Here is a 22942-nt window from a genome sequence, read left to right on the forward strand (position 1 = left end):
GCCGCCGGCGTTCCGGGCTTGAGACCGTCCTCGACGTCGGCTCGGCGCATCCAGTTGCGCAGACAGGATTCCGCGATGCCGAAGTCGGCAGCGATCTGCTTGATCGTCTGCCCGGGTTCACGGCTGCGCGCGACGTTCACGACGTCGTCGCGGAACTCCTTGGGATAGGGCTTGGGCATGGTGTACATCCTTCCATCGACGCCTCTCAGCGCCACAGATCAGGTGTCACCGAACCGTGCATCAGTCCCCTGCGCGAGGCTGCCACCCTGACCGCCGTTCAGCGCGTGGCCGAGGCGCACACCACCCGGGGCCTCTATCCCTGATCGGCTGGTAGGCCGAGTGTGGCCTGCCGAGTCGGCTACCAGCTACGTCCTGGTCAAGTAAGTGCGCAATCCGACCTACACCTCGGGGAACACTCCGTACCGGCACGCCATGGCATGGCACGATGCTTGTCTCCGGCAAGCTGGGAGCGGAGGTTGGCATCGCCGAGAACCGGCGCGCCACCGAGGTCACCTCCGCTCAACCGCCTGACGACCCCTGTCCCAGCATCCCAGCTCCCTCGAACGGATCAGCTCGATCGTGAACCTGACGGTGCGCATCACCTCGGCCGGGGAAGTCCGCGACCGGTTCTCACTCGCCAAGGAGGTCTCCGGCGGCTGGAGGAGGTTTTCGGCGTGGCCGGCGGGGACACACGTGCTGTGTTCAGGGTCTACGAGCTCCCGCTCAGGGTCGCGGTCGAGTGACCATGATGGTTGAGGCGTGATCGGCGGTTCAATGTGAAGAAGCGGGGCCGGGAGGATTCCCGGCCCCGCTCTCGTTTCGTCTTTCTGCGCGCTCTACTGTCATTCAGGTCTGCGCGGGGATACTAGCTCCCGCGCCTCAGGCCCGGCGCACGTAACCCAGCTGCTTGTCCACCTGGTTGACCAGCTCCTCGCCGGTACACCAGCGAGTGAGGTTCTGTACGAACTGGTCCGCCAGCGTGTTTCGCCAACCGACGACGTCCCCGCTCATGTGCGCGGACACATGCACGTTGTCCATCTGCCAGAACGGATGCTCGACAGGCAACGGCTCCTCATCGAAGACATCCAGCGACGCGGCCGCAATCTGGCCCTCTCGCAGGGCCTGGACCAGGGCCGGCTCGTCAACCAACGCGCCCCGGCCCACGTTCACCACATGGGCGGTGGGCTTCATCCGGGCCAGCACATCCGCGCCGAGCAGACCGCGGGTGTCCTCCGTCAGGGGAGCGATGAGCACGAGGTGGTCCGCCCATCCGGCGTGCTCGGCCAGCTCCGCGCTGGGGACAACGGTCCCGAAGTCCGCGTCCTCCCCCCGCGCAGTGCGCCCGGCACCTCGCACCTCCAGGCCGAGGGCGCGCAACAGCCGGGCCGTGGCACGCCCGATCCCGCCCGTACCGACCACGAGCGCGTTTTGCCCCGCGCTGCGCCTTACCTCGCGATGCTGCCAGACAGACCGGCGCTGAAGCTCCTTGCTGGTGTGCAGCTGCTTGTCGTGAGCGAGCACCGAGGCCAGGACGAATTCCGCGATGGGCCCGTCGAAGGCGCCGTGGGCGTTGGTGACTTGGACGGAGGAGTCCCGCAGCTCGTCGAAGAGCAGGGAGTCCACGCCCGCGGCGGCCACGTGGACCCACTCCAGGGAGTCGGCGTAAGACCAGGCGTCACGCAAGGCTGGGGAGAAGAAGTCCCAGACGAACAAGACCTGGGCCCCGGGCAGGGCCCCAGAAAGACCCTCCGCATCAGTCCACACCACATCGGCGTGATCCTCGAAATCCAAGGCGTTGTAGGGGGCGCTCGTGCCGGGTGCCGTGAGCGCGACAACTTTCGGGCGACGCTGAGAGGGCTGGGACTGCGCTGTCTCTTCCATGGGCCCACTGTAAGACCCCGGACGATTGTTGACAATAAGTCGATCCGTTGGGAAGAATGTGAGCCATGACATCTCTGAGCCCCGTACTCAAGCAGGCGACCCCCGTGGTCGTGGACCACGCCCTGGGCAGCTGGATCTATGGCACTGACGGCCGGGACTACCTGGACTTCACCACCGGCATCGGTGTCACCAGCACCGGTCACTGTCACCCCAAGGTGGTGGCGGCTGCTCGGGAGCAGGTCGGCAAGATCATCCACGCCCAGTACACGACCGTGATGCACCAGCCTTTGCTGCAGCTCACCGAGAAGCTCGGCGAGGTGCTTCCGGAGGGGCTGGACTCCGTGTTCTACGCCAACTCCGGCTCCGAAGCCGTCGAGGCCGCCATCCGTCTGGCGCGCATGGCCACGGCCCGGCCGAACATCGTCGTCTTCCAGGGTGGTTTTCACGGTCGCACCGTGGCCGCGGCCTCCCTCACCACGGCCGGCACGAAGTTCTCGGCCGGATACGCGCCGCTGATGGCCGGGGTGCACATGTCGGCGTTCCCCTACGCCTACCGCTACGGCTGGGACGAGGCCACGGCCGTGGCTTTCGCCCTCCAGGAGCTGGACTACCTGTTGAAGACCCGCACCGCGCCCAACGACACGGCGGCGTTCCTGATCGAGCCCGCCCTGGGCGACGGCGGCTACCTGCCAACCCCGCCGGCCTTCATGGAGGGGTTGCGGGAGCGCGCCGACCGGTACGGCATCCAGCTGATCTTCGACGAGGTGCAGGCCGGCGTCGGGCGCACGGGCAAGTTCTGGGGCCACCAGCACTCCACCGCCACTCCGGACATCATCATCACGGCCAAGGGCGTCGCCTCCGGCTTCCCCATTTCGGCCATCGCCGCCTCCACCGAGACCATGTCCAAGGCCTGGCCGGGCTCCCAGGGTGGCACCTACGGCGGCAACGCGGTCTCCGCCGCCGCCGGCGTGGCCACCCTCGAGGTGGTCAAGGAGGAGGGTCTGGTGGAGAACTCGCGGGTGCGCGGCGACCAGTTGCAGGCCGGGCTGATCCAGATCCAGGAGCGCTTCCCCGTGATCGGCAACGTCCGCGGCCTCGGCCTGATGCAGGGCATCGAGTTCACCGCCCAGGACGGCACCCCGGACGCCGCGACGGCCGCGGCCGTCCAGCAGGCCACCACGGAGCAGGAACTGCTCACCCTCACCTGTGGGCCGGAGGGCAACGTGGTGCGCCTCATCCCCGCCCTCGTGGTCACCGAAGAGGAAGTTTCCCTTGGGCTGGAGCGCTTCGAGGCCGCTGTGGCCGCTGTGGTCGGTGCTGTCCCTGCGGGCACGACGGGAGCCTGAAAGCACGCATGAGCGAAGCCACCGTTCCCGCCCTCCCCGACGTCGTAGCCTCTGGCACGGCAGCTGCTGCCGCCCGCAGGGAGGCCGCCGTCGACCCCGCTGTGCTGGGCCTCCTCGCCGCGGCGGGGGTAGCGGCGGACTCCTCGCCGCGCCGGCTGGCCGAGTACGCCTATGACGCCTCCAACTATCGGGTGCCCCCGCTGGCGGTGGTGTTCCCACGGACCGTGGAGGAGGTGCTGGCCGCGGTGGCGGCCTGCCGGGAGACCGGTACTGCGCTGATCGGTCGCGGCGGGGGCACGTCCATGGCGGGCAACGCCGTGGGCCCCGGGGTGGTGCTGGACTTCTCCCGCTACCTGAACCGCATTCACGGCATTGACGAGGCCTCGGGCACGGTGGACGTGGACCCGGGCGTGGTCCTGTCGGACCTCACTCGGGAGGTGGAGCGCGCCACCGGCAACCGTTCCACCTTCGCCCCGGACCCCTCCTCGAAAAACCGGGCCACCGTGGGCGGGGCCATCGGCAACGACGCGTGCGGCAACCACTCCGTGCGCTACGGTCGCACTTCCGACCACGTGGTGGAGATCGACGTTGTCACCACCGACGGCGCGCGGCTGACGGCCACCACCACGGGTCTGCGCGCCACCGATCCGTCCGACGACGCGTCGGCCGCCCGTGCGGCCGAGCTGACGGAGTCGCTGACGCGGCTGGCGCGGGAGAACCTCGCCGCCTTCCGCGTCGAGCTCGGCCGGATCCAGCGGCAGGTCTCCGGGTACCACCTGGAGAACCTGCTGCCGGAGAAGAAGTTCAACATGGCCCGCGCGCTGGTGGGCTCGGAGGGCACCTGCGCCGTGGTGGTCCGCGCCCGGATGAAGCTCGTACCCAAGCCTGCCAGCGCGCTGCTGGTGTGCCTGGGCTACGAGGACGTCGTGGAGGCCGCACGGGACATCACCACCATCCTCGAGTTCTCGCCCGCCGCGGTGGAGGGCACCGACGAGGCCATCGTGGAGACCATGCGGTTCCGGCGCGGAGCGGGCTCCGTGCTGGGCCTGCCCGCCGGACGGGCCTGGTTGTTCGTGGATCTCGACGGATCCGAGCCCGAGGCGGTGGCCGCCGAGGCCGACCGCCTGCTGGCGAGGCTGGCCGAGAACGGCCGACTTGTGGAGGGTCGGGCCGTGCCCGACCTCGTGGAGCGCGCCTCGCTGTGGCGCGTGCGCGAGGACGGGGCGGGTTTGTCATCCCGGCTGGCCAGCGGCGGGGAGTCCTGGCCCGGTTGGGAGGACTCGGCCGTGGCCCCGGAGGACCTCGCGGACTACCTCGCGGACCTGCGCGTCCTGCTGGCCGAACACGACCTGGACGGGGTGATGTACGGCCACTTCGGCGCCGGGTGCATGCACATCCGCATCACCTTCGACTTGCGCACCGAGGCCGGGCGGGAAGTCTTCCGCCGTTTCACCCGCGAGGCCGCCGAGCTGGTGGTCCGCCACGGCGGGTCGCTGTCCGGCGAGCACGGGGACGGGCGCGCCCGCTCGGAGCTGCTGCCGATCATGTACTCCCCGACGGTGCTCGCGGCCTTCGCCCGGTACCGCCGCCTGTGGGACCCGTCGGAGATCCTCAACCCCGGCTCGATGACGGCCCCGGACCCGATGGACGCCCACCTGGCGCTGGAGGGCATCCCGGCGCGGGAGTGGCGCACAAGTTTCGATCTGCGCCCGGTCGGCAGTCACGGCGGCGGATCGCTGGTGGAGACCGACGATCCGGCCACCGCCCATGGCGCGGGCACCGACCCGTGGGTGCACGCCGTCCAGGGCTGCATCGGCGTGGGTCGCTGCCGCGCGGACACCGGGGGGGTGATGTGCCCCAGCTACCGGGCCACCCGGGACGAGAAGGACTCCACCCGCGGCCGGGCGCGGGTGCTCCAGGACATGGTCCGCGGTGCGGCCACCGTGCAGGAGGGCTGGCGCTCGGAGGAGGTGCGGGAGGTCCTGGACCTGTGCCTGTCCTGCAAGGCCTGCGCCACCGACTGCCCGGCCGGGGTGGACATGGCCACCTACAAGTCCGAGTTCTTCGACCACTACTACCAGGGCCGACTCCGTCCGATCTCGCACTTCTCCCTGGGCTGGTTGCCGCGTTGGCTCAAGCTCACCGGGCGGATCGCCCCGCTGGTCAACGCGGTACTGGCCACGCCCCTGGCCAAGGTCGCCGCCGTCGTGGGTGGGCTCACCACTAAGCGCACCATGCCGCGCTTCGCCGGGGCGAGGGAGTGGCGCCGGGAGGTCACGGCCGCCGGCGCGCAGCAGCCGGGCGCCGGTACCGCGCTGCTGTTCGTGGACACCTTCACCCGGGGCTTCCGCCCCGAGGTGGCCGGTGCCGCCGCCCGCGTGCTCGCCGACTCCGGGGAGACCGTGGAGTGCTCCGCCGACGCCTGCTGCGGGCTCACCTGGATCTCCACCGGCCAGCTGGGCACCGCCAAGAAGCTGCTGTCCCGGGCCGCGGAGGCCCTCGACGACGGCACGGACCGCCCGATCGTGGTCGTGGAGCCCAGCTGCGCCGCGGCTCTGCGGAAGGACCTGCCCGAGCTCGTCCCCACGGAGCAGGCGCGGCGGGTCGCCGCCCGGGTGCGCAGCTTCGCGGCGCACACGGCCGAGCGCGCCGCGGGCGGGTGGACCCCGTCCCCGGCCCGCCCCGTGCCCGAGCAGGTGGTGCTGCAGACCCACTGCCACGAATACTCGGTGTTCGGTGCGGCCGGCCAGCGTGCCGCGCTCACCGCCGCGGGCGTAACCGATGTGGTCGACGCCGCCGGCTGCTGTGGCGTGGCCGGCAACTTCGGCTTCGAGAAGCAGCACTACGACGTCAGCATGCAGGTCGCCGAGAACGCCCTGGCACCGGCCCTGCGCGGCACGGGGGCCGAGACCGCCGTGCTCACCGACGGCTTCTCCTGCGCCATGCAGATCAACCAACTCGACGCCACCAGACCGGGCCTGCACCTGGCCCAGATCCTGGACCCGGGCCCGCCGCAGCCGGCCGCCTCCGACAGAACCCGCTCCACGACCCCGAAAGAGGACACCCCATGACCACCAATGTCAACGCCTCCCGCACCTCCCAGCAGGCCCTCGACGCCGTCGGCAAGGTCAGCACCGGTCTGTTCATCGACGGCCAGTGGTGCGAGGCCGCCTCCGGCAAGCGCTTCGACGTCGTCAACCCGGCCACCGAAGAGGTCATCGCCACGGTCGCCGACGGCGGCACCGAGGACGCCCAGCGCGCCATCGAGACCGCCGGCCGCGCCCAGAAGGACTGGGCGAAGACCCCGCCCCGGGTGCGCAGCGAGATCCTGCGCCGCGCGTATGACATCATCATGGACCGCCAGGACGAACTGGCCCTGATCATGACCACGGAGATGGGCAAGCCCTTCGCCGAGGCGAAGGGTGAAGTGGCCTACGCGGCCGAGTTCTTCCGCTGGTTCTCCGAGGAGGCCGTGCGCATCGGCGGCGACCAGACCACCACCGGTGACGGCAAGAACCGGATCCTGGTGTCCAAGGAGCCGGTAGGCCCGTGCGTGCTGGTCACCCCGTGGAACTTCCCGCTGGCGATGGGCACCCGCAAGATCGGCCCGGCCATCGCCGCCGGCTGCACCATGGTGTTCAAGCCCGCGAACCTCACTCCGCTGTCCTCCCTCGCCCTGGTGGACATCCTCGTGGAGGCCGGCCTGCCCGAGGGCGTGCTGAACGTGATCTGCACCTCCAAGGCCTCCTCCGTAGTGGGCCCCTGGATGTCCAGCGGCATCGCCCGGAAGATCAGCTTCACCGGCTCCACCGAGGTGGGCGTGCGCCTGCTCGAGCAGGCCGCCCAGCACGTGATGCGCTCCTCCATGGAGCTCGGGGGCAACGCCCCGTTCGTGGTGTTCGAGGACGCGGACCTGGACCGTGCCGTGGAAGGCGCCGTCGCCGCGAAGATGCGCAACATGGGCGAGGCCTGCACCGCCGCGAACCGCCTGTTCGTCCAGCGCTCGATCGCGGACGAGTTCTCGAAGCGGCTCGCCGCGCGCCTGGGCTCGCTGTCCGTCGGCGACGGCGCGCAGGACGGCACCGACGTCGGCCCCCTCGTCGAGGAAAAGGCCCTGGCCAAGGTGCAGGAGCTGGTGGACGACGCGGTGTCCAAGGGCGCCACGGTCGTCTGCGGCGGGTCCCGTCCGGACGGGCCGGGCTACTTCTACTCGCCGACCGTCCTGTCCGACGTGGACCCCACCGCGCAACTTATGAACGAGGAAATCTTCGGCCCCGTGGCCCCCGTGATCCCGTTCGACACGGAGGAGGAGGTCGTCCGCATGGCCAACGACACCCCGTGGGGCCTGGTGGGCTACCTCTTCACCCAGGACATCGATCGCGGCTTCCGGGTGGGCGACGCCCTCGAGGTCGGCATGCTCGGGCTCAACACGGGCATCGTCTCGAACCCCGCGGCACCCTTCGGCGGCATCAAGGCCTCCGGGCTCGGCCGGGAGGGCGGCCGCGTCGGCATCGAGGAATTCCTCGAGACCAAGTACATGGCCGTCCCCCGCGGCTGACGCAACGGCCCGGTGCGCCGGGCCCCGCACGCGCGGGTGCTCCTCGCCCGACTGTCCTGGCCGGGCAAGGAGCACCCGCGCGTTTCAGGTACAACTGGATGCGTTCTCGTCTGCCCTCTGCCCGGTGCCCACCCGTGGGTGACTCAGGGGCGGGCGGATGGGTCGGTCGGTGTCGACTGGACTAGGACCGGCTCCGGAGAGTCCCGGACGTGAGTGGTGCTCTCCTGTCAGCCCTCGGAGGGACTCAGGCGGCCGATGGCGTCCTCCATGTGGTCCAGGAGCAGCCGATCGGCGCGCTCCACATCGGATCGTCCGATCGCCTCGGCGATGCCCCGGTGCTCGTCCAGCCGGAAGATGTGGGAGTTGTACCGGCTCTCCAGCGCGGTGATGCACATACGGGTCTCCACCATGAGCGTGGTGTGCATCCGGGAAAGCCGGGCACTGCCGGCAAGGGCCACGAGCAGCGCGTGGAACTCCACGTCCGCCTCGGTGAGCGCGTCCGTGTCATTCTGCGCGACCGCAGCCGTCATCGTCCGCACCACCTCGAGGAGTCGTTCACCCGCGTGCTCAGCGTCGACCTGGATGGCTCGCATCGCGGCCGCCCGCTCCACCGCGGTGCGCGCCAGGTACATATCCCGCACATCGTCGTCCGTCACCTCGATGACGAACACGCCCCGGTTCCTGATGCTGACCAGCAGGCCCTCCTGGGTGAGTCGCTGCATGGCTTCCCGCAGGGGCCCGCGGCTCACACCCAGGCGGCGGCTGAGCTCGGCCTCGTTCAACTGCTGACCAGGCACCAGGTCGCCCTCGCCGATGGCCCGGCGCAGTTGCCGTGCGATGAGGGCAGGCGTCGTCTCCTGGACCACCGGTTGAAGTATGGAGCTGGTCATGGTGCCTCCGACCATGGGTAACCGTGCTGGACAAGGATATTGTTCACAATCATATCCCGAAGCGGACTAGAGCGAGGGCTGCACGGTGTCCCGATTTCGCTTCCCCTGCAGTGCTCCGCGCCTTCTGATGACCCGCTGAGCACCTTGACATTCCCCGTGCCCACCGCCTGTGACCTGCTCCGATACGCACGTCCGGGTGCCGGTTGTGGGCGACCCTGCGGAGGAAGGGTGTCGAGACTGCGGTAGGCGGTCTTCAGGCTCATTCTCAGTGGTTCCGGAGCCGTGCCGACACTCCGCGGCGCGCCTCATGCCTTCCCCTTGTTGCCTAGCTCACATCAACACCATATGCTTCTTGTAGACAATCGTACGACGGTGGGATGGTGATCGCGTGTTTCCCAGTGCGCTCCCCGATGTGCCCATCCTGGACCGCTCGTTCACTGCTGACCGTGCGGCCGAGGTCCCTGGGGCAGTCAGCCGATTTCAGGACGCTACTGCTGGGCTGTGGCCTATCGGCGACTGCCATGGAGGAGCATGCCCGTGCCGTGCGGGCGCCCGGCCCGGCCACGGGGACCTGGCGGGCGGCGGTGATCCGGGCCGGCGTGGTCTTCCCTTTTCTCTCGTGGCCTCTCAGCCTGACGTCCGCGGACCACGTCGTCTCGGATGCCTTGCTCTTCGTTCCGCAGGGCGGCAAGTCTCCCGCGACCACCCGGAGTGGCCCCATCGTGGTCCCCGTTCGACCGACTTCGACCTAAAAGGAAGACCATGACTGATTTGACGGAACTCACGGCGCTCGAGCTGTTGGACGGCTACCGCCGGGGCAGCTTCTCCCCGGTCGACGCCACGCGGGCCGCACTGCGAACCATCGACGAGCTGGACGGTGCAGTGAACGCCTTCGTGTCCGTGGACCACGAGCAGGCCCTGCAGGCGGCCGCCGAATCGGAGAAGCGATGGCACGCGGGGGAGCCGCTGGGCCCCGGCGACGGGGTCCCCACGTCCATCAAGGACATCTTCTACACCCGGGGCTGGCCCACGCTGCGCGGCACCCGGCTCATCGACGCGAACCGGCCGTGGGAGGAGGACGCCCCCTGTGTGGCCCGGTTGCGCGAGACCGGTGCCGTGCTCCTCGGCAAGACCACCACCCCGGAGTTCGCGTGGAAAGGGGTCACCGACTCCCTGCGCCACGGCTCGACCGGCAACCCATGGGGCGCTGACCTGACCTCGGGGGGGTCCAGCGGCGGCAGCGCCACGGCCGTGGGTATGGGCATGGGGCCCTGGTCCGTGGGAACGGACGGCGGTGGCTCTGTCCGGATCCCTGCCGCCTTCACCGGCACGGTGGCGATCAAGCCCACCTACGGCCTCATTCCGATGTTTCCGGCCAGTCCTTTCGGCACGCTCGCCCACGCCGGTCCCATGACCCGCACCGTGGCTGATGCCGCCCTGCTGCTGGACATCATCACGGGCTTCGACTCCCGTGACTGGTCTGCCCTGCCGACGCCCACCTGGTCCTTCCTGGAAGAGCTTGAGGGCGGGGTCGGCGGCCTGCGGATCGCTTTTTCGCCCACACTGGGGTTCGGGCAGAACGATCCCGAGATCGAGCGGCTCGTCCGCCGCGCCGCCGAGAGGTTTGTGGAGCTCGGTGCCGTGGTCGAGGAGGTGGACCCGGGTATTCAGGACCCGGTCGAGGCCTTTCATACCCTGTGGTTCGCCGGTGCCGCGAAGGTCCTGGAGGGCTATGGTCCCGGCGCGATGGACGAGGTGGACCCGGGGCTACGCCGCAGTATCGAGGAGCAGGGCGAGATCAGTGCCTCCGACTTCCTGGACGCCACGGCTGTGCGGATGGACCTGGGCGTGACCATGGGGCGCTTCCACGAAACCTATGACTTGTTGCTGACCCCCACCCTGCCGATCCCCGCTTTCCCCCGGGGCCAGGACGCGCCGGAGGGTTGGCACTCCCCGAACTGGACCAGCTGGACGCCGTACACCTACCCGTTCAACATGACCCAGCAACCGGCGGTGAGCGTGCCCTGCGGCCTCACCGGGGCGGGCCTGCCCGCGGGACTGCAGATCATCGGGCCCCGGCACGCGGACCGGATGGTGCTCCGCGCCGCCCAGGCATACGAGCAGGCGACCGCCTGGGGCACCCAGCCGCCCGCGCGGGCGGTGGTCAGCGGTGGCTGACGGCCGCCTCAGTCCCGGAGCACCACTGCGTCGGGTACCGCGCGGCATCCGACCACGGCCGCGCACGAGGGGAGGGGGCAAGCACCCCTGACCCCGGTGCACCAAAAGCACCACGACACCTGACGAATTGTTGACCATCATTCACGCGGGCTGTTCCGTTCAAGGCAAGCCCAGCACAACCGGGGCGCCAGCCGGTGCACCATCCGCACTCTTGGAGGATTCCATGAATTCACACCACGATCCTGGCCATTCCGGCGCCCGGCAGGACGGCCTGCCCCGCAACCCGGCAACAGGACGGCCCGAACCGGACGCCAAAACGGTCAACCGCGCCGTCGCAGCCTCCGCCATCGGCAACGCCACCGAGTGGTTCGACTACGGCGTGTACGCCGTGTCGGTCGTCTACATCACCCAGAACTTCTTCCCGGGCGAGTACGGCACCATCCTGGCGCTGAGCACCTTCGCATTCTCGTTCCTCGTCCGACCTCTGGGCGGCTTGTTCTGGGGACCGCTCGGAGACCGCCTCGGCCGCAAGCGCATCCTCGCGCTCACGATTATCCTCATGGCCGGGGCCACCTTCTGCATCGGTCTGATCCCCTCGGTGGAGACCATCGGGATCGCGGCCCCGATCCTGCTGATCCTGCTCCGCGCCGTGCAGGGCTTCTCCACCGGTGGCGAGTACGGCGGCGCCGCGACCTTCATGGCCGAATACGCCCCGGACAAGAAGCGCGGCTTCCTCGGCAGCTTCCTGGAGTTCGGCACGCTGGGCGGCTTCGCCCTCGGCTCGCTCATCGTCCTGTCGGGCGAGGTGGTGCTGGGCAACGAGGCCATGAGCGAGTGGGGCTGGCGCATCCCGTTCCTGCTCGCCGGACCCATGGGCCTGATCGGTCTCTACCTCCGGTCCCGCCTGGCGGACTCGCCCATCTTCCTGGAGCTGGAGGAGGCCGGCCACGCCGAGTCCTCCGCCGGGACGGCGCTCAAGGACCTGCTCACCCAGTACTGGCGTCCCATGCTCACGATGACGGGTCTGGTGATCGCGCTCAACGTGGTGAACTACACCCTGCTGAGCTACATGCCCACCTACCTGGAGGGTCAGACCGGCATGGACTCCCGGACCGTGCTGACCATCATGTTCGTCGCGCAGTTCGCGATGATGCTCGTCATCCCCTTCGCCGGGGCCCTGTCCGATCGGGTGGGGCGCAAACCCATGTGGTACGCCTCGCTGATCGGACTGTTCGTCCTGGCCATCCCCATGTACATGCTCATGGCCAACGGGTTCTGGTGGGCCCTTCTCGGGTTCGCGGTGCTCGGTCTGCTCTACATCCCGCAGCTGGCCACCATCTCCGCGACCTTCCCGGCCATGTTCCCCACCCACGTGCGCTACGCCGGCTTCGCGATCACCTACAACCTCGCGACCGCGGTCTTCGGCGGCACCGCCCCGCTCGCCAACGAAGCGCTCATCGAGGCCACCGGCACCCCGCTGGTTCCGGCGTTCTACATGATGGCAGCCTGCGTCGTTGGACTTATCGCGGTCCGCACCATGAAGGAGACCGTCGGCGCGTCCCTGCGCGGCACCGAGATCCCGGAGACGAAGCCGCAGGACATCATTCGCGCCCGGGCCCGGGCCTGACCTTCCACCTGGAGACCCCCGCACCTCGCTCCGAGGTGCGGGGGTCTCTGCCATCTCCGCCCACGGGCCGTGACTGCCACCGGCGCAGCGCAGGGCCCCAGGCGCATCATCGACACGGGATGACAGCTTCGGTGCACGGGAACGGCCTGTGCTTGGACTTCGAGACGTGGTGCGGCGGGGGACGTGGGTGTCCCGGTGACGCCGGAAGTCCCCCGCAAGCCAGGGAGGGAACTTCAGTCAGGCGCCGAGGAGCCGCAGCGCGGTGAGGGCGTAGGCGCGCGCGGCGAGGAGCAGTTCGTCCACGCCCACGGACTCGTCGACCTGGTGGGCCTGGTCATGGAGGCCGCCGGGGCCCATGACCACCGTGGGGACGCCGTGGTCCCGGGCGATGAAGCCGCCGTCGCAGGCCGCGGTCCACCCGCCCACCGACGCGGGGCCGCCGAGGTCGGCGACGGCGCCGTGCACGGCGGTGACCAGGGGGTGGTCGAGGTCCGTGCGGAACCCCGGCATGGCCATGGTGACCTCGATGTTCACGGAGATGCCGTCCCCCGTGATGCCGGCCGCGTCCACGGCCGCCACCAGGTCCGCGGCGAGCTGGTGCGGGTCCTCGTCGGGCATCAGCCGGCGGTCGAGCCACACCCGGCAGGACGGGGCGACCATCGAGGTGGTGCGCCCGCCCTCGATCCGCCCGACGTTCCAGGTGCCGGCGCCCAGCAGCGGATCGAGGTCCTGCTGCCGGCGGTCGTGGTCGGCGCGGACGAGCTCGAGCACCCGGGCAGCGGCGTCGATGGCGTTGCGTCCGTCCGCGGGCCGCCCGGAGTGCGCCGGCACCCCGGTGACCTCGAGCTCCAGGTAGGCGTCGCCCCGGCAGCCCACCACCGTCTGGAGGTCTGTGGGCTCGGCGACCACACAACCGCGGAAGCCCCGCCCGAGTCCCCGCCGCGTCAGGTGCCGGATCCCGAGTCCCAGGTCCTCCTCATCCACGGTGCAGGCCAACCGCACGGGGCCGCGCAGCTCCGCACCCGAGCGGCGCAGGGCGTCCATGGCCACGAGCACGGCCGCGAGCCCACCCTTCATGTCGGTGGACCCCCGCCCGTAGACCCGGCCGTCCTCGACGACGGAGCGGAACGGCTCCCGGCTCCACCCGGGCCCGGCGGGCACCACATCGGAGTGCCCGAGGAAGAGCAGGCCGGGCCCGTCCCCGACCGGTCCGCCGGGGGTCAGCTCGACGTCCACGTTCGGCCGGCCCGGGGCGGCCGGGTCGGTGCGGACCTCCAGCCCGCGGGCCCGGCCGGCCCGCTCCAGGACACGCGCGGTGCGCTCTTCGGTGCCGCCGGGGTTCTCCCCGCCGGCACCGACGAGCGCGCGGGTCAGCGCCACGACCTCGTCCGGGTCGACGAGGTCGAGAACGGCGCGCTCGAGCTCCTGTGCAGTCTGCATGATTCCTTTCAGACCGGGCTGCGCCCGCGTCGTCGTTCAGCGGTCGAGCTCCGCGCGGGCGATGTCCAGGGCGCGCGCCAGACGCTGCAGCCCCACCTCCGTGCGCTCCGGGGTGGTCGAGGCGAAGCAGAGCCGGAAGGCGTCCTCGAACCGGCCCGAGGGGGACAGCGCCGCCCCGGGGATGAAGGCGACGCCCTCGGCGAGGGCGATCTCGAACAGCCGCGAGGTGGATACCCTGGCGTCCTCGCCCTGGAGGGTCACCCAGAGGAAGAACCCGCCCTCGGGATCCGTGGTGGTCACCCGGGAGCCCAGGTGACGGGCGATCGAGGCATCCATGGCCTGCTTGCGCCGCCGGTACTCCGTGCGCAGGCCGGCCAGGTGGTCGTCGTAGCCGCCCTGGCGCACGAACCGCTCCACGATGTGCTGGGCGGGGACGTTCGTGCAGGTGTCCATGGCCTGCTTGCCGGCGATCAGCAGCTTGCGCAGCTTCGGGTCCGCGTCCACCCACCCCACGCGCAGCCCGGGGGCGAGGACCTTGGAGAAGGTCCGCACCGAGAAGACCAGGGGGTCGTCCGGGCTGATCTCGCGGAAGCCCGGGACATCCTGGCCGGCGAAGCGCAGGCCCCCGTACGGGTCGTCGTCGAGGATCATCGATCCCCACCGATGGGCCAGCTCCAGGATGCGGACCCTGCGGGCCTCGCTGAGGGTGGTGCCGGAGGGGTTCTGGAAGTTCGGGATGGTGTAGATGACCCGGGGGGTCCGGCCGGATTCGGCCACCAGGGTCTCCAGCGCGTCCACGTCCATGCCGTTTCGGTCCATCGGGACCTCGAGGATGTCCGCGCCGTAGCTCAGGGCCGTGCCGGAGCCGTTCGTGTAGGTGGGGCTCTCGACCACCACGAGGTCCCCGGGGTCCACGAACAGCTTGAACGCCAGGTCGAGACCCTGCATGCCCCCGGAGGTGATCACGAGGCGCTCGGGGCGGGTCGGCTCCGGGGTGGTCGAGTGGTGCTCTACCACCGTCTCGATCAGCCCGGGCTCTCCCTCGGTGGCCCCGTAGGTGAAGGAACTGTCGTCAAGGACCTCCGCGGCGATGCGGCGGAACTCGGCGGTGGGGATCACCTCGGCGGCGGGGGCGCCCATCGCGAAGCGGACGATGTCGTGGGTCTGGGCGGCCAGTAGGGAAGTGGAGGAGTCGATCACGGAGCCGACGAGTCCGTCGGCTCGCCGGGCCAGGGGCAACAGCCCCTGGCCCGGGTCCCCACTGATCCCGTGAGTGGGCTTGACGGCGAGGTTCTCGACCGTGGTGAGGTGTGTGGTGGTGGTCGTCATGGGTTTCTCACTTCCTGATGAGTGCTCGGGGGAACGAGGTGAAAGTCTCCACCCCGGTGCGCGTGACGCGCACGGACTCGGAGACCTCGTACCCGTACCCGGTCATCCACATGCCGCAGATGACGTGGAAGGTCATGTTCTCGGTCAGCACGGACTCGTCCTCCGTGCGGATGCTGATAGTGCGCTCCCCCCAGTCGGGTGGATAACCGATGCCGATGGAGTATCCGAGCCGGCTGTGCTTCTCCAGTCCGCGCTCTGCCAGCGACCAGTTCCAGGCCCTGGCCAGCTCCCGGACCGGCACACCTTCGGCCACGGTGTCCAGGACGGCCTGCAGACCCTCGCCCACGGCCGCCTCCAGGCGCAGCAGCTCGTCCGTGGGCGGGCCCAGCATCACCGTGCGGGCCAGAGGGACGTGGTAGCGCCGGTGCGCGCCGGCCAGCTCCACGACCACGGCGTCGCCCTCCCGCAGGACACGGTCGGACCATGTCAGGTGCGGGGTGTCGGCGGAGGCGCCCGTCGGCAGCATGGGCACGATCGCGGGGAAGTCGCCCCACGCGTCGTCGACGCCCTCGGCCTGGGCCCGGGCGATCTGGGCGGCCACCCGGTTCTGCGGGACACCGGGCTCGATCGCGTCGATCGCGGCCTGCATCGCTGCCGTGGTGACCCGGGCCGCGGTGCGCATGTACTGGATCTCGGCCTCCGACTTCACGGCACGCGCCCAGTTCACAAGCTCGAAGCAGTCAACGAGTGTCCACTCCGGCAGCGCGTTGACCAGGGAGCGGTACCCCTTGGGGGAGAAGAAGTGGGAGTCCATCTCGAGGCCGACGCACCCGCGGGCGGCCGGGGCGATCTGGCCGCGGCGGCGCAGATCGAACGCCACCCAGTCGAAGGGATGCAGATGGGGACGGTGGACGTAGCGCTCGGGATAGCCGACGATCTGATCCGGGGGCAACCACGAGGTGCGGAAGGCCCCGTTGGCGTCCATCTCCCGCAAATAGAGGAGCATCTCGCCCTGCGCCGGCACGAACAGCATCTGCGGGGTGTAGAACGACCAGGCATCGTAACCGGTGAGGTAGAAGATGTTCGCGGGATCCGTCACGATCAGGGCGCCGAGTCCCTGATAGTCCATGCGCTCACGCACCATCACCAGACGCTGTGCGTACTCCTCAGCGGAAAAGAGAGACGCACGGACATCGGCGTTGCCCTGTCGATCCGGGACACCGAGGCCCAACTCTGTGATGTTGCCGGGGCCATGCTGCGATGTGGTCATAGCTCATCATCAAATCTGTCGTTCTTATTGTCAACAATAGACGGCTGGTTATGCCCTGGGCGACCGGTGCGGAAGTCATGGTCGTAAAGCTCTGCCGAGTCCTTGCTCAGCCGACCCCGTCAAAGTCCCGCACCATTACTGGTGCTGCTAAGCGCGAGGAGCCTGGCCGATGGGGTTCACTTCAGTTCTATCCCGTCAGGCCGCGACCAGATCCTGCCGGTCGGTGTAGTCCAGGCCGTGGGCCTCGCTCACGGAGCGGTGGGTGACCCGCCCGGCGTGAACGTTGAGCCCGGCAGCCAGGGCCGGGTCGGCGGCCAGGGCGGCCTCGGCGCCCTTGTCGGCCAGGGCCACGGCGTAGGGGAGGGTGACGTTGGTCAGCGCGTAGGTGGAGGTGTTCGGCACGGCCCCGGGCATGTTGGCCACGCAGTAGAAGACCGTGTCGTGGACGCGGAAGGTGGGGTCCTCGTGGGTGGTGGGCCGGGAATCGGCGAAGCAGCCGCCCTGGTCCACGGCGATGTCCACCAGCACGCTGCCGGGCTTCATGGCCGCGACCATCGCGCTGGTCACCAGCTTGGGGGCCCTCGCCCCGGGGATCAGCACGGAGCCGATGACCAGGTCCGCCTCGGTCACGGCGCGCTCGACCTCGTAGGCGTTGGAGGCGATGGTCGTGAGGCGCCCAGCGTACCGGTCGTCGAGCTGCCGCAGGCGGTCGACGTTGATGTCGAGGATGCTCACGTCCGCGCCCAGGCCCACGGCCATGGCGGCGGCGTTGGTGCCGGCCACTCCCGCGCCCAGGACGGTGACCTTCGCCGGTCGCACCCCAGGCACCCCGCCCAGCAGCACGCCCTTGCCGCCGGCCGGGGCGGTCAAAGCCGCGGCCCCGGCCTGGACGGCCAGCCGCCCGGCGACCTCGCTCATCGGGGCCAGCAGGGGCAGGCGCCGATCCGCGGTCTGGACCGTCTCGTAGGCGATGGCGGTGACCCCGGCCTTCAGCAGTGCGGCCGTCAGCTCGGGCTCGGCGGCCAGGTGCAGGTAGGTGAACAGCACCAGACCCTCGCGGAAGCGGTGGTATTCGGAGGCCACCGGCTCCTTGACCTTCAGGACCATGTCGGCGCGGGCCCACAGCTCGTCCGCGTCGGCGAGGATCTGTGCGCCGGCAGCGGTGTAGGCGTCGTCGTCGATCCCCGAGCCGATCCCGGCCCCGGCCTCGACGAGGACCTCGTGGCCGTGGGTGACCAGCTCGTGCACGCCCGAGGCGGTGATGGCCACCCGGTACTCGTTGTTCTTTACTTCGCGGGGAACGGAGACAATCATGATGGACCTTCCGAAGAAACATGGACTAGACGAAGAAATTCTGGCGTATTCATGCCATCGCTGGAGGTAGAATTGCAGATTCTTCGAGAGTTCGTGCCAAATCTACAGAATGGTAGAAAAGGTGATCGGCATCACACAACCTTCGCCGCAGGATCGACGCCCGCCCTACGAGCTCGACGACCTCGACCGTCGCCTGCTGGAACTGCTGCGAGCCAACGCGCGGATGACCAACCAAGCCCTGAGCGAGAACCTCGGGGTGGCCCCCTCCACGTGCCTGGCGAGGATGAAGACCCTGCAGCGGGCCGGAGTAATCCGTCGCTTCACCATCGAGGTGGACCCCAAAGCATCGGGGCAGACCATCGAGGCGCTGATCAGCGTGCGCCTGCGCCCCGGAGCTCGTCAGCAAATGGCCGCCTTCGGCGAGAACTTGAAGAAGGTGCCGGAAGTTACCCAGTTCTTCTTCGTCGGCGGAGTGGACGACTTCCTGATTCACGTCATCACGCGGGACACCGACCACATCCGCCAATTCGTGCTCGAACACCTGTCCTCGAACCCAATCGTGGCTGCCACCCAGACCAGTCTGATTTTCGAGCATGTGACAGGTCTCGATGCTCTCTGAATAACGAGCCACGACGACGGCAGGGCACGCCGTTCCTGTGCACAGGCAAGACGAAGTAGGTGTATCCGCGAGCTTGGCAGCGGGTCAGCCACTATCACCGTGTCTTGCTGTTTATGGCACAGCTATGGCGAGGCCGCCTGGTCCATGCGGACGTGAAATTAAGGATTCCCTGGGTGTCGCGTCAGCATTTCAGGGGCTCGACTCTACATATGACCTGTATTAGTCGCGGATTCGATTGAGGAATTGATCAGTCGACACTAATGCTGGTGTTCTGGGCGGTCAGGATGAGGTCCCATCCGGTGCTTCCGCGCACGACGGTGGCGTGCTTGATCGTGTCGTCACCATCCATCCAGTGCAGCTCGTGGCCGCTGACGGCTGCTTGGTAGCCGCACTGCCGGGCCACCCAGGCGCCTTCTGTCAATGCCTTGACGTGGCTTTCGGGCCAGGTCAAGTGAGCCACTGCTGCGCAGACGGCCACGACGAGACTGCTCAGCATGGCCACCACACCCAGAATTGGGGGAAGCCAGGGGAGCCAGGTGAGGCCCACGGACAGGGGCATGCCGATCAGTGCGATCGCGGCCGGGTTGTTCCACCATGTCGGCTCCGGCGATCGGGGGGTTGGCGCGATGTTGGGAAAGACCCGCACCGTCGTGTCGGTGGTGGGACGGTGCGGGTCGTCGAAGGACTGCTGCAGGCTCACAGGGGGCTCCAGAGGGCAAACGGGAACAAATGCAGATGGCGATGGGTCAAGGAAGCACGAGGATGATGGCGGCCAGCGGCACGGTGGCTGGCACGGACCCTCCCTTTCGGTTTATCACCGACTGCGGCCAAACTCCTCAGCGGGAGACCGTTGGTTTGCTCACACGTACCGGCCGGTCTCACCGACCCCTAGTCTCAGCATCGGCGCTTGAACAAACCGGCGTCGAGGTCGGGAAGGTGGGACGGGGCCAGAGCGACCATGCCATCCCGGACCGGGCACCGAATTCCCGCTTGCGGCTCAGCCCACCGCTTTACATATGGCCGGCTACCGGACATCTCCACAAGGGTGAGGTTGCGATGGGGGTTCCTCCGTGACCGGTTCTGCTAGGGGTCAAGGCGTGGTTGCGCCGTGCAGGTGGTGGGTGGCGTAGTACTTCATTGCTGTCGCCAGCCAGCCGGGTAGGGCTGGGTCGACGTCGGCGATCCAGGTCCGTTGTTGGTCGTCGTTGAGGTAGTGATCGGCCAGGGCGCGGTAGGCCTCGGCATCCGGTTTCCAGAACTGGGCGATGGCTTCGTGGTGTTCCTCGACGAGCTGTTGGGCGTCCTGGTCATCAGGCGGCACCTGGTGTCGCATGAGTCCGGCCATGCGGTGGAGCAAGGCTCGGCTATCGGCGGCTGCTTGTTCGTAGTCGGTCATTTCCCAGCCGTCGGTGGCGGTCTCGACGGCGGCGAAGGTGTGCTCGACTGCTGGGCCGTGGGCGGCCCTGAGCCGGTCCTTCAGCCGAGTGCGGTCGTGGTGGAGGCCGCGGAAGAAGTCCGCAGGTTCCATGGTGTGGGCGCCGGTGAGGTCGGTGATCGTGGCCTCGATGGTTTCGATCACGGTGCCCAGACGGTGTTGCTCGGCGAGGATCTGTTCGCGCTGGGCGCGCAGGGCGGTGATCTCGTTGACCTGCCCGTCGATCACCTGCCCGATCTGCCCCAGCGGCACACCCACTTCGCGCAGCAACAGAATGCGCTGCAGACGCAGCAGTTGCTCCCGGCCGTACCAACGGTAGCCATTGGCCCCGATCTCAGCCGGTGCCAGGAGCCCGATGGCGTCGTAGTGGCGCAGGGTCCGGGCGCTGATCCCGGCCATGGTGGCGAGCTGGCTGATGGAGTAGCGCACGCTCCACCGTATCGCCTTGACCTTCTCGTAGCGTCAACTTCTACCGTGAAAGCCATGGCACTGACGATCAATAACGCGAGGATTTTCGACGGCACCACTATGAGCGCCCATGACACGGTGCGCGTGGTGGACGGGCGCATCGAAGCTGTGGGAGGGCCCGAACTGGTGGCCGCCGGGGACATCGTGGTGGAGGCAGGTGGGGTCACCCTGCTGCCCGGGCTCATCGATGCGCACCTGCACCTGCTGCCCGGGACCGCCCACCAGGCGGTGACGTTCGGGGTGACCACCGGGATCGACCAGTTCAGCAAACCTGAGGTGATCACCCCGGTCCTGGCCCGCAACCACCGACCGGAGGTGGCGCAGATCAGGACCTCGAGCATCGGGGCGACCGCCCCAGGTGGGCATCCCACGATGGCCTACGCACCCTTTCCCTACGTCACCGGACCCAAGGACGCCGCGGCCTTCGTCGCCGACCGCAGGGGAGAGGGTGCGACCCATCTGAAGGTCTTCTACGACGACGGCTCGACCGCCCCGATGCGCATGCCCTCCTTGGATCTGCCCACGGTGGCCGCCCTGGTCCGGGCCGCCCACACGGGCGGGATGCTGGTGGTCGCCCACGTCACCAGTGCCGCGGCTGCCGTCGACGTCGTGGCCCAGGGCGTCGACGTCCTCGCCCACGTGCCGTTCGAGCCGTTGAGCGAGGCCCAGCTGGAGGTCTTGGCCGCATCCCGGGTACCGGTGATCGCCACACTGGGCATCGCCGACGGCTTCCCGGGCCCGGACGGCACCATGCCGCTACTGGGTCAGTCGCGCCTGGCTTCGCGCCTGGGACCGGGATGGACCGGGATGCTCCAGCGCCAGGGAAAGCGGTGGATGCCCCCAGGGGCGCCCGACTTCGCCGCCGCCAGGCGCAACGTGGGGGCACTGCACGCCCGGGGGGTGCCGATCCTGGCCGGCACCGATGCCCCCAACCCGGGTCTGGTCCACGGGGCGAGCCTGCACCGGGAACTCCAGCATCTCGTGGCCGCCGGGCTGAGCCCGCTGGACGCACTGGCCGCGGCGACCTCCGGCCCGGCGGCCGCCTTCGGCCTTCAGGACCGCGGGGTGATCCGCCCGGGGGCACGGGCCGATCTCGTCCTCGTGGCCGGGCGCCCGGATGAAGGCATCACCGCCACCCAGGACATCACCGCCGTATGGAAACAGGGTGTGGCAGTGGATCTGGACGGGTATCGGGGCAGCCTTGAGGAGGAGACCGACCTGGTGGCACTGCAGGCCACCACCGAAAAGATCATCGCCGCCATCCACCAGGTGTGGCCGCAGTTGACCTCCTGACCGCGGCACTCGACCAGCCCCAGCGGACCGATCGAGAAACCGCCGATGAACCCTGTTGCAGTTGGGGTTCGTTGGTGGGCACTTGATTCCCGTGTGAGCGCGTTGCCCGTAGCATCGAGTGCGCTCCTTTTGGGTCACTGGGCGGCATACTCGACCCATGGATGAATCGATGCCGGTGGCCGAGTTCGCGGCACCCGGACCGTTGCGGGACCGGCTCGTCCAGCTGATCCGGTCCGGCACGAAGACAGGCACATCGTCGCTGCTGGGTGACTACGAAGCCAAGGGCCAGACCCTGCCGCGCCTCGGCGAATGTCAGGCCCTCATGGACTCCACCGGGCGGGTGGTTGCCACCTTGGAGATCACCGAGGTGGCCACGATGCGATTGGCCGAGGTGCCCTGGGAGCACGTGCTGGCCGAGGGCGAGGGGCACCGCAGCGTGTCCCAGTGGCGGGAGGCTCACGAGGTGTTCTGGACGGCCACGCCGCCGGAGGCGTGTGCCGAGGCCCCAGTGCGGGACTTGGACGACGACACGCTTGTGGTGCTGGAGCGATTCCGGCTCCTGCAGGACTAGCGGAAGTACCCTCATCGGCGGCCTCAGAGCCGCATGATTCCTGGATCAGACCCGTTGCAGTTGGGGTTCTGAAGCGACACCAGAGGTTCTGCGCGCTGTGGTGCCGCGCACGCATGGTCGATTGGAGACATGTTCGATCCGCCTGACCCGATCGCCGGGGCGTGGCCTCGGCACACCGACCGATGCCTGCTGCGCCCCGTACAGGATGCCGACCTGGAGGCGATGCTCGTCTATCGGGGTGACCCGCACGTCACCGAGCACTTGGGCCATGCCCCGCTGTCGCGCGATGGGGTGCAGGAGCGCATTCATTCTCGCTTGTCCGGGCGGGATTCGGTGTCGGGGTGGTTCGTGCGCGGGGTGGCGGTCCTCCTAGAGGGTCGGATGATCGGGGATGCCACGCTGCGTCTCCAGCCGGGTCCTGAGGGGCAGTCCTGGCAGTTGTGGGTCGGGTACGCACTGCGACCGGAGGTGTGGGGGTGCGGTCTGGCGACCGAGGTGGTCGCTGAGCTCGTCGGCATCGGTGAGGAGATGGGTCTGCCGGTCTGGGCGGAGACGTTCGTGGAGAACGTCGCTTCGCAGCGGGTCCTCGAGAAAGCAGGGCTGGAACTCGTGGAGGAGGTCCTGGCCGAGGGCCGGCTGTGCCGGGTCTTCCGAAAGCGTTGACGTTCTTGTCCTGTGGTGAGGCGGCCTGGTCACGGTATGCCTCCGGCTTCGAACAGGCTG

General features: G+C 69.0%; 18 protein-coding genes. 9 read left to right on the top strand and 9 right to left on the bottom strand.

What is annotated here, in order from left to right; all coding sequences use genetic code 11:
- Positions 1 to 188, bottom strand: a 188-nt coding sequence (locus CK505_RS19105) for a transposase (protein ID WP_217987563.1), incomplete at its 3' end; no start/stop codon positions are given.
- A 691-nt stretch (positions 189 to 879) separates the two neighbouring features.
- Positions 880 to 1881 (bottom strand): D-2-hydroxyacid dehydrogenase, encoded by a 1002-nt coding sequence (locus CK505_RS16480; RefSeq protein WP_095651744.1) that lies wholly within the window; start codon positions 1879 to 1881, stop codon positions 880 to 882.
- A 65-nt stretch (positions 1882 to 1946) separates the two neighbouring features.
- On the opposite strand from CK505_RS16480, the gene CK505_RS16485 reads away from it, so the two are divergent.
- The 3 genes from CK505_RS16485 to CK505_RS16495 are packed head-to-tail and all read left to right on the top strand — an operon-like array spanning position 1947 to position 7785.
- Positions 1947 to 3227, top strand: a complete 1281-nt coding sequence (locus CK505_RS16485; protein WP_031282210.1) for an aspartate aminotransferase family protein — start codon at positions 1947 to 1949, stop codon at positions 3225 to 3227.
- 8 nt (positions 3228 to 3235) lie between these two features.
- A complete protein-coding gene (locus CK505_RS16490) occupies positions 3236 to 6298 on the top strand; it encodes an FAD-binding and (Fe-S)-binding domain-containing protein (protein ID WP_255250989.1) in 3063 nt (1020 codons plus the stop codon).
- Complete coding sequence (locus CK505_RS16495; RefSeq protein WP_095651746.1) at positions 6295 to 7785, top strand: NAD-dependent succinate-semialdehyde dehydrogenase; 1491 nt, start codon at positions 6295 to 6297, stop codon at positions 7783 to 7785. The genes CK505_RS16490 and CK505_RS16495 overlap by 4 nt, the downstream gene beginning before the upstream one ends.
- A 227-nt stretch (positions 7786 to 8012) precedes the next feature.
- On the opposite strand, the gene CK505_RS16500 is transcribed toward CK505_RS16495, so the two are convergent.
- Positions 8013 to 8675, bottom strand: coding sequence for a GntR family transcriptional regulator (locus CK505_RS16500; protein ID WP_017831937.1), 663 nt, complete (start codon positions 8673 to 8675; stop codon positions 8013 to 8015).
- 762 nt (positions 8676 to 9437) lie between these two features.
- Between CK505_RS16500 and CK505_RS16510 the strand changes: the two genes are divergently transcribed.
- Entirely contained in the window at positions 9438 to 10853 is a 1416-nt protein-coding gene (locus CK505_RS16510; RefSeq protein WP_095651747.1) for an amidase, read from the top strand.
- A gap of 223 nt (positions 10854 to 11076) precedes the next feature.
- Entirely contained in the window at positions 11077 to 12480 is a 1404-nt protein-coding gene (locus CK505_RS16515) for an MFS transporter (protein ID WP_172604365.1), read from the top strand.
- A gap of 237 nt (positions 12481 to 12717) precedes the next feature.
- On the opposite strand, the gene CK505_RS16520 is transcribed toward CK505_RS16515, so the two are convergent.
- The 4 genes from CK505_RS16520 to ald all read right to left on the bottom strand — a co-directional run bounded on the left by CK505_RS16520 (position 12718) and on the right by ald (position 17833).
- On the bottom strand, positions 12718 to 13920 hold the full coding sequence (locus CK505_RS16520; protein WP_017831941.1) for a M20 family metallopeptidase: 1203 nt from the start codon (positions 13918 to 13920) through the stop codon (positions 12718 to 12720).
- Between the two features lie 36 nt (positions 13921 to 13956).
- Positions 13957 to 15249 (bottom strand): PLP-dependent aminotransferase family protein, encoded by a 1293-nt coding sequence (locus CK505_RS16525; RefSeq protein ID WP_017831942.1) that lies wholly within the window; start codon positions 15247 to 15249, stop codon positions 13957 to 13959.
- 7 nt (positions 15250 to 15256) lie between these two features.
- Positions 15257 to 16393 carry a M24 family metallopeptidase gene (locus tag CK505_RS16530; RefSeq protein WP_017831943.1) on the bottom strand — a complete coding sequence of 379 codons (1137 nt, stop codon included), beginning with the start codon at positions 16391 to 16393 and terminating at the stop codon, positions 15257 to 15259.
- 321 nt (positions 16394 to 16714) lie between these two features.
- Positions 16715 to 17833: an alanine dehydrogenase gene (ald, locus tag CK505_RS16535; protein ID WP_095651748.1), complete on the bottom strand. Its 1119-nt coding sequence runs from the start codon at positions 17831 to 17833 to the stop codon at positions 16715 to 16717.
- 121 nt (positions 17834 to 17954) lie between these two features.
- On the opposite strand from ald, the gene CK505_RS16540 reads away from it, so the two are divergent.
- Complete coding sequence (locus CK505_RS16540; protein WP_095651749.1) at positions 17955 to 18452, top strand: Lrp/AsnC family transcriptional regulator; 498 nt, start codon at positions 17955 to 17957, stop codon at positions 18450 to 18452.
- A gap of 247 nt (positions 18453 to 18699) precedes the next feature.
- On the opposite strand, the gene CK505_RS16545 is transcribed toward CK505_RS16540, so the two are convergent.
- Complete coding sequence (locus CK505_RS16545) at positions 18700 to 19152, bottom strand: hypothetical protein (RefSeq protein WP_095651750.1); 453 nt, start codon at positions 19150 to 19152, stop codon at positions 18700 to 18702.
- Positions 19153 to 19542: 390 nt separating this feature from the next.
- Positions 19543 to 20316, bottom strand: a complete 774-nt coding sequence (locus CK505_RS16550; protein WP_035929384.1) for a MerR family transcriptional regulator — start codon at positions 20314 to 20316, stop codon at positions 19543 to 19545.
- A gap of 54 nt (positions 20317 to 20370) precedes the next feature.
- On the opposite strand from CK505_RS16550, the gene CK505_RS16555 reads away from it, so the two are divergent.
- The 3 genes from CK505_RS16555 (at position 20371) to CK505_RS16565 (ending at position 22882) form a co-directional block, all read left to right on the top strand.
- A complete protein-coding gene (locus CK505_RS16555) occupies positions 20371 to 21648 on the top strand; it encodes an amidohydrolase family protein (protein ID WP_095651751.1) in 1278 nt (425 codons plus the stop codon).
- 157 nt (positions 21649 to 21805) lie between these two features.
- On the top strand, positions 21806 to 22219 hold the full coding sequence (locus CK505_RS16560; protein ID WP_255250990.1) for an ASCH domain-containing protein: 414 nt from the start codon (positions 21806 to 21808) through the stop codon (positions 22217 to 22219).
- Positions 22220 to 22348: 129 nt separating this feature from the next.
- Positions 22349 to 22882, top strand: a complete 534-nt coding sequence (locus tag CK505_RS16565; protein WP_095651753.1) for a GNAT family N-acetyltransferase — start codon at positions 22349 to 22351, stop codon at positions 22880 to 22882.
- Positions 22883 to 22942: the final 60 nt, after the last annotated feature.

This window comes from Kocuria sp. WN036, assembly GCF_002287015.1.
GTDB lineage: Bacteria > Actinomycetota > Actinomycetes > Actinomycetales > Micrococcaceae > Kocuria > Kocuria rosea.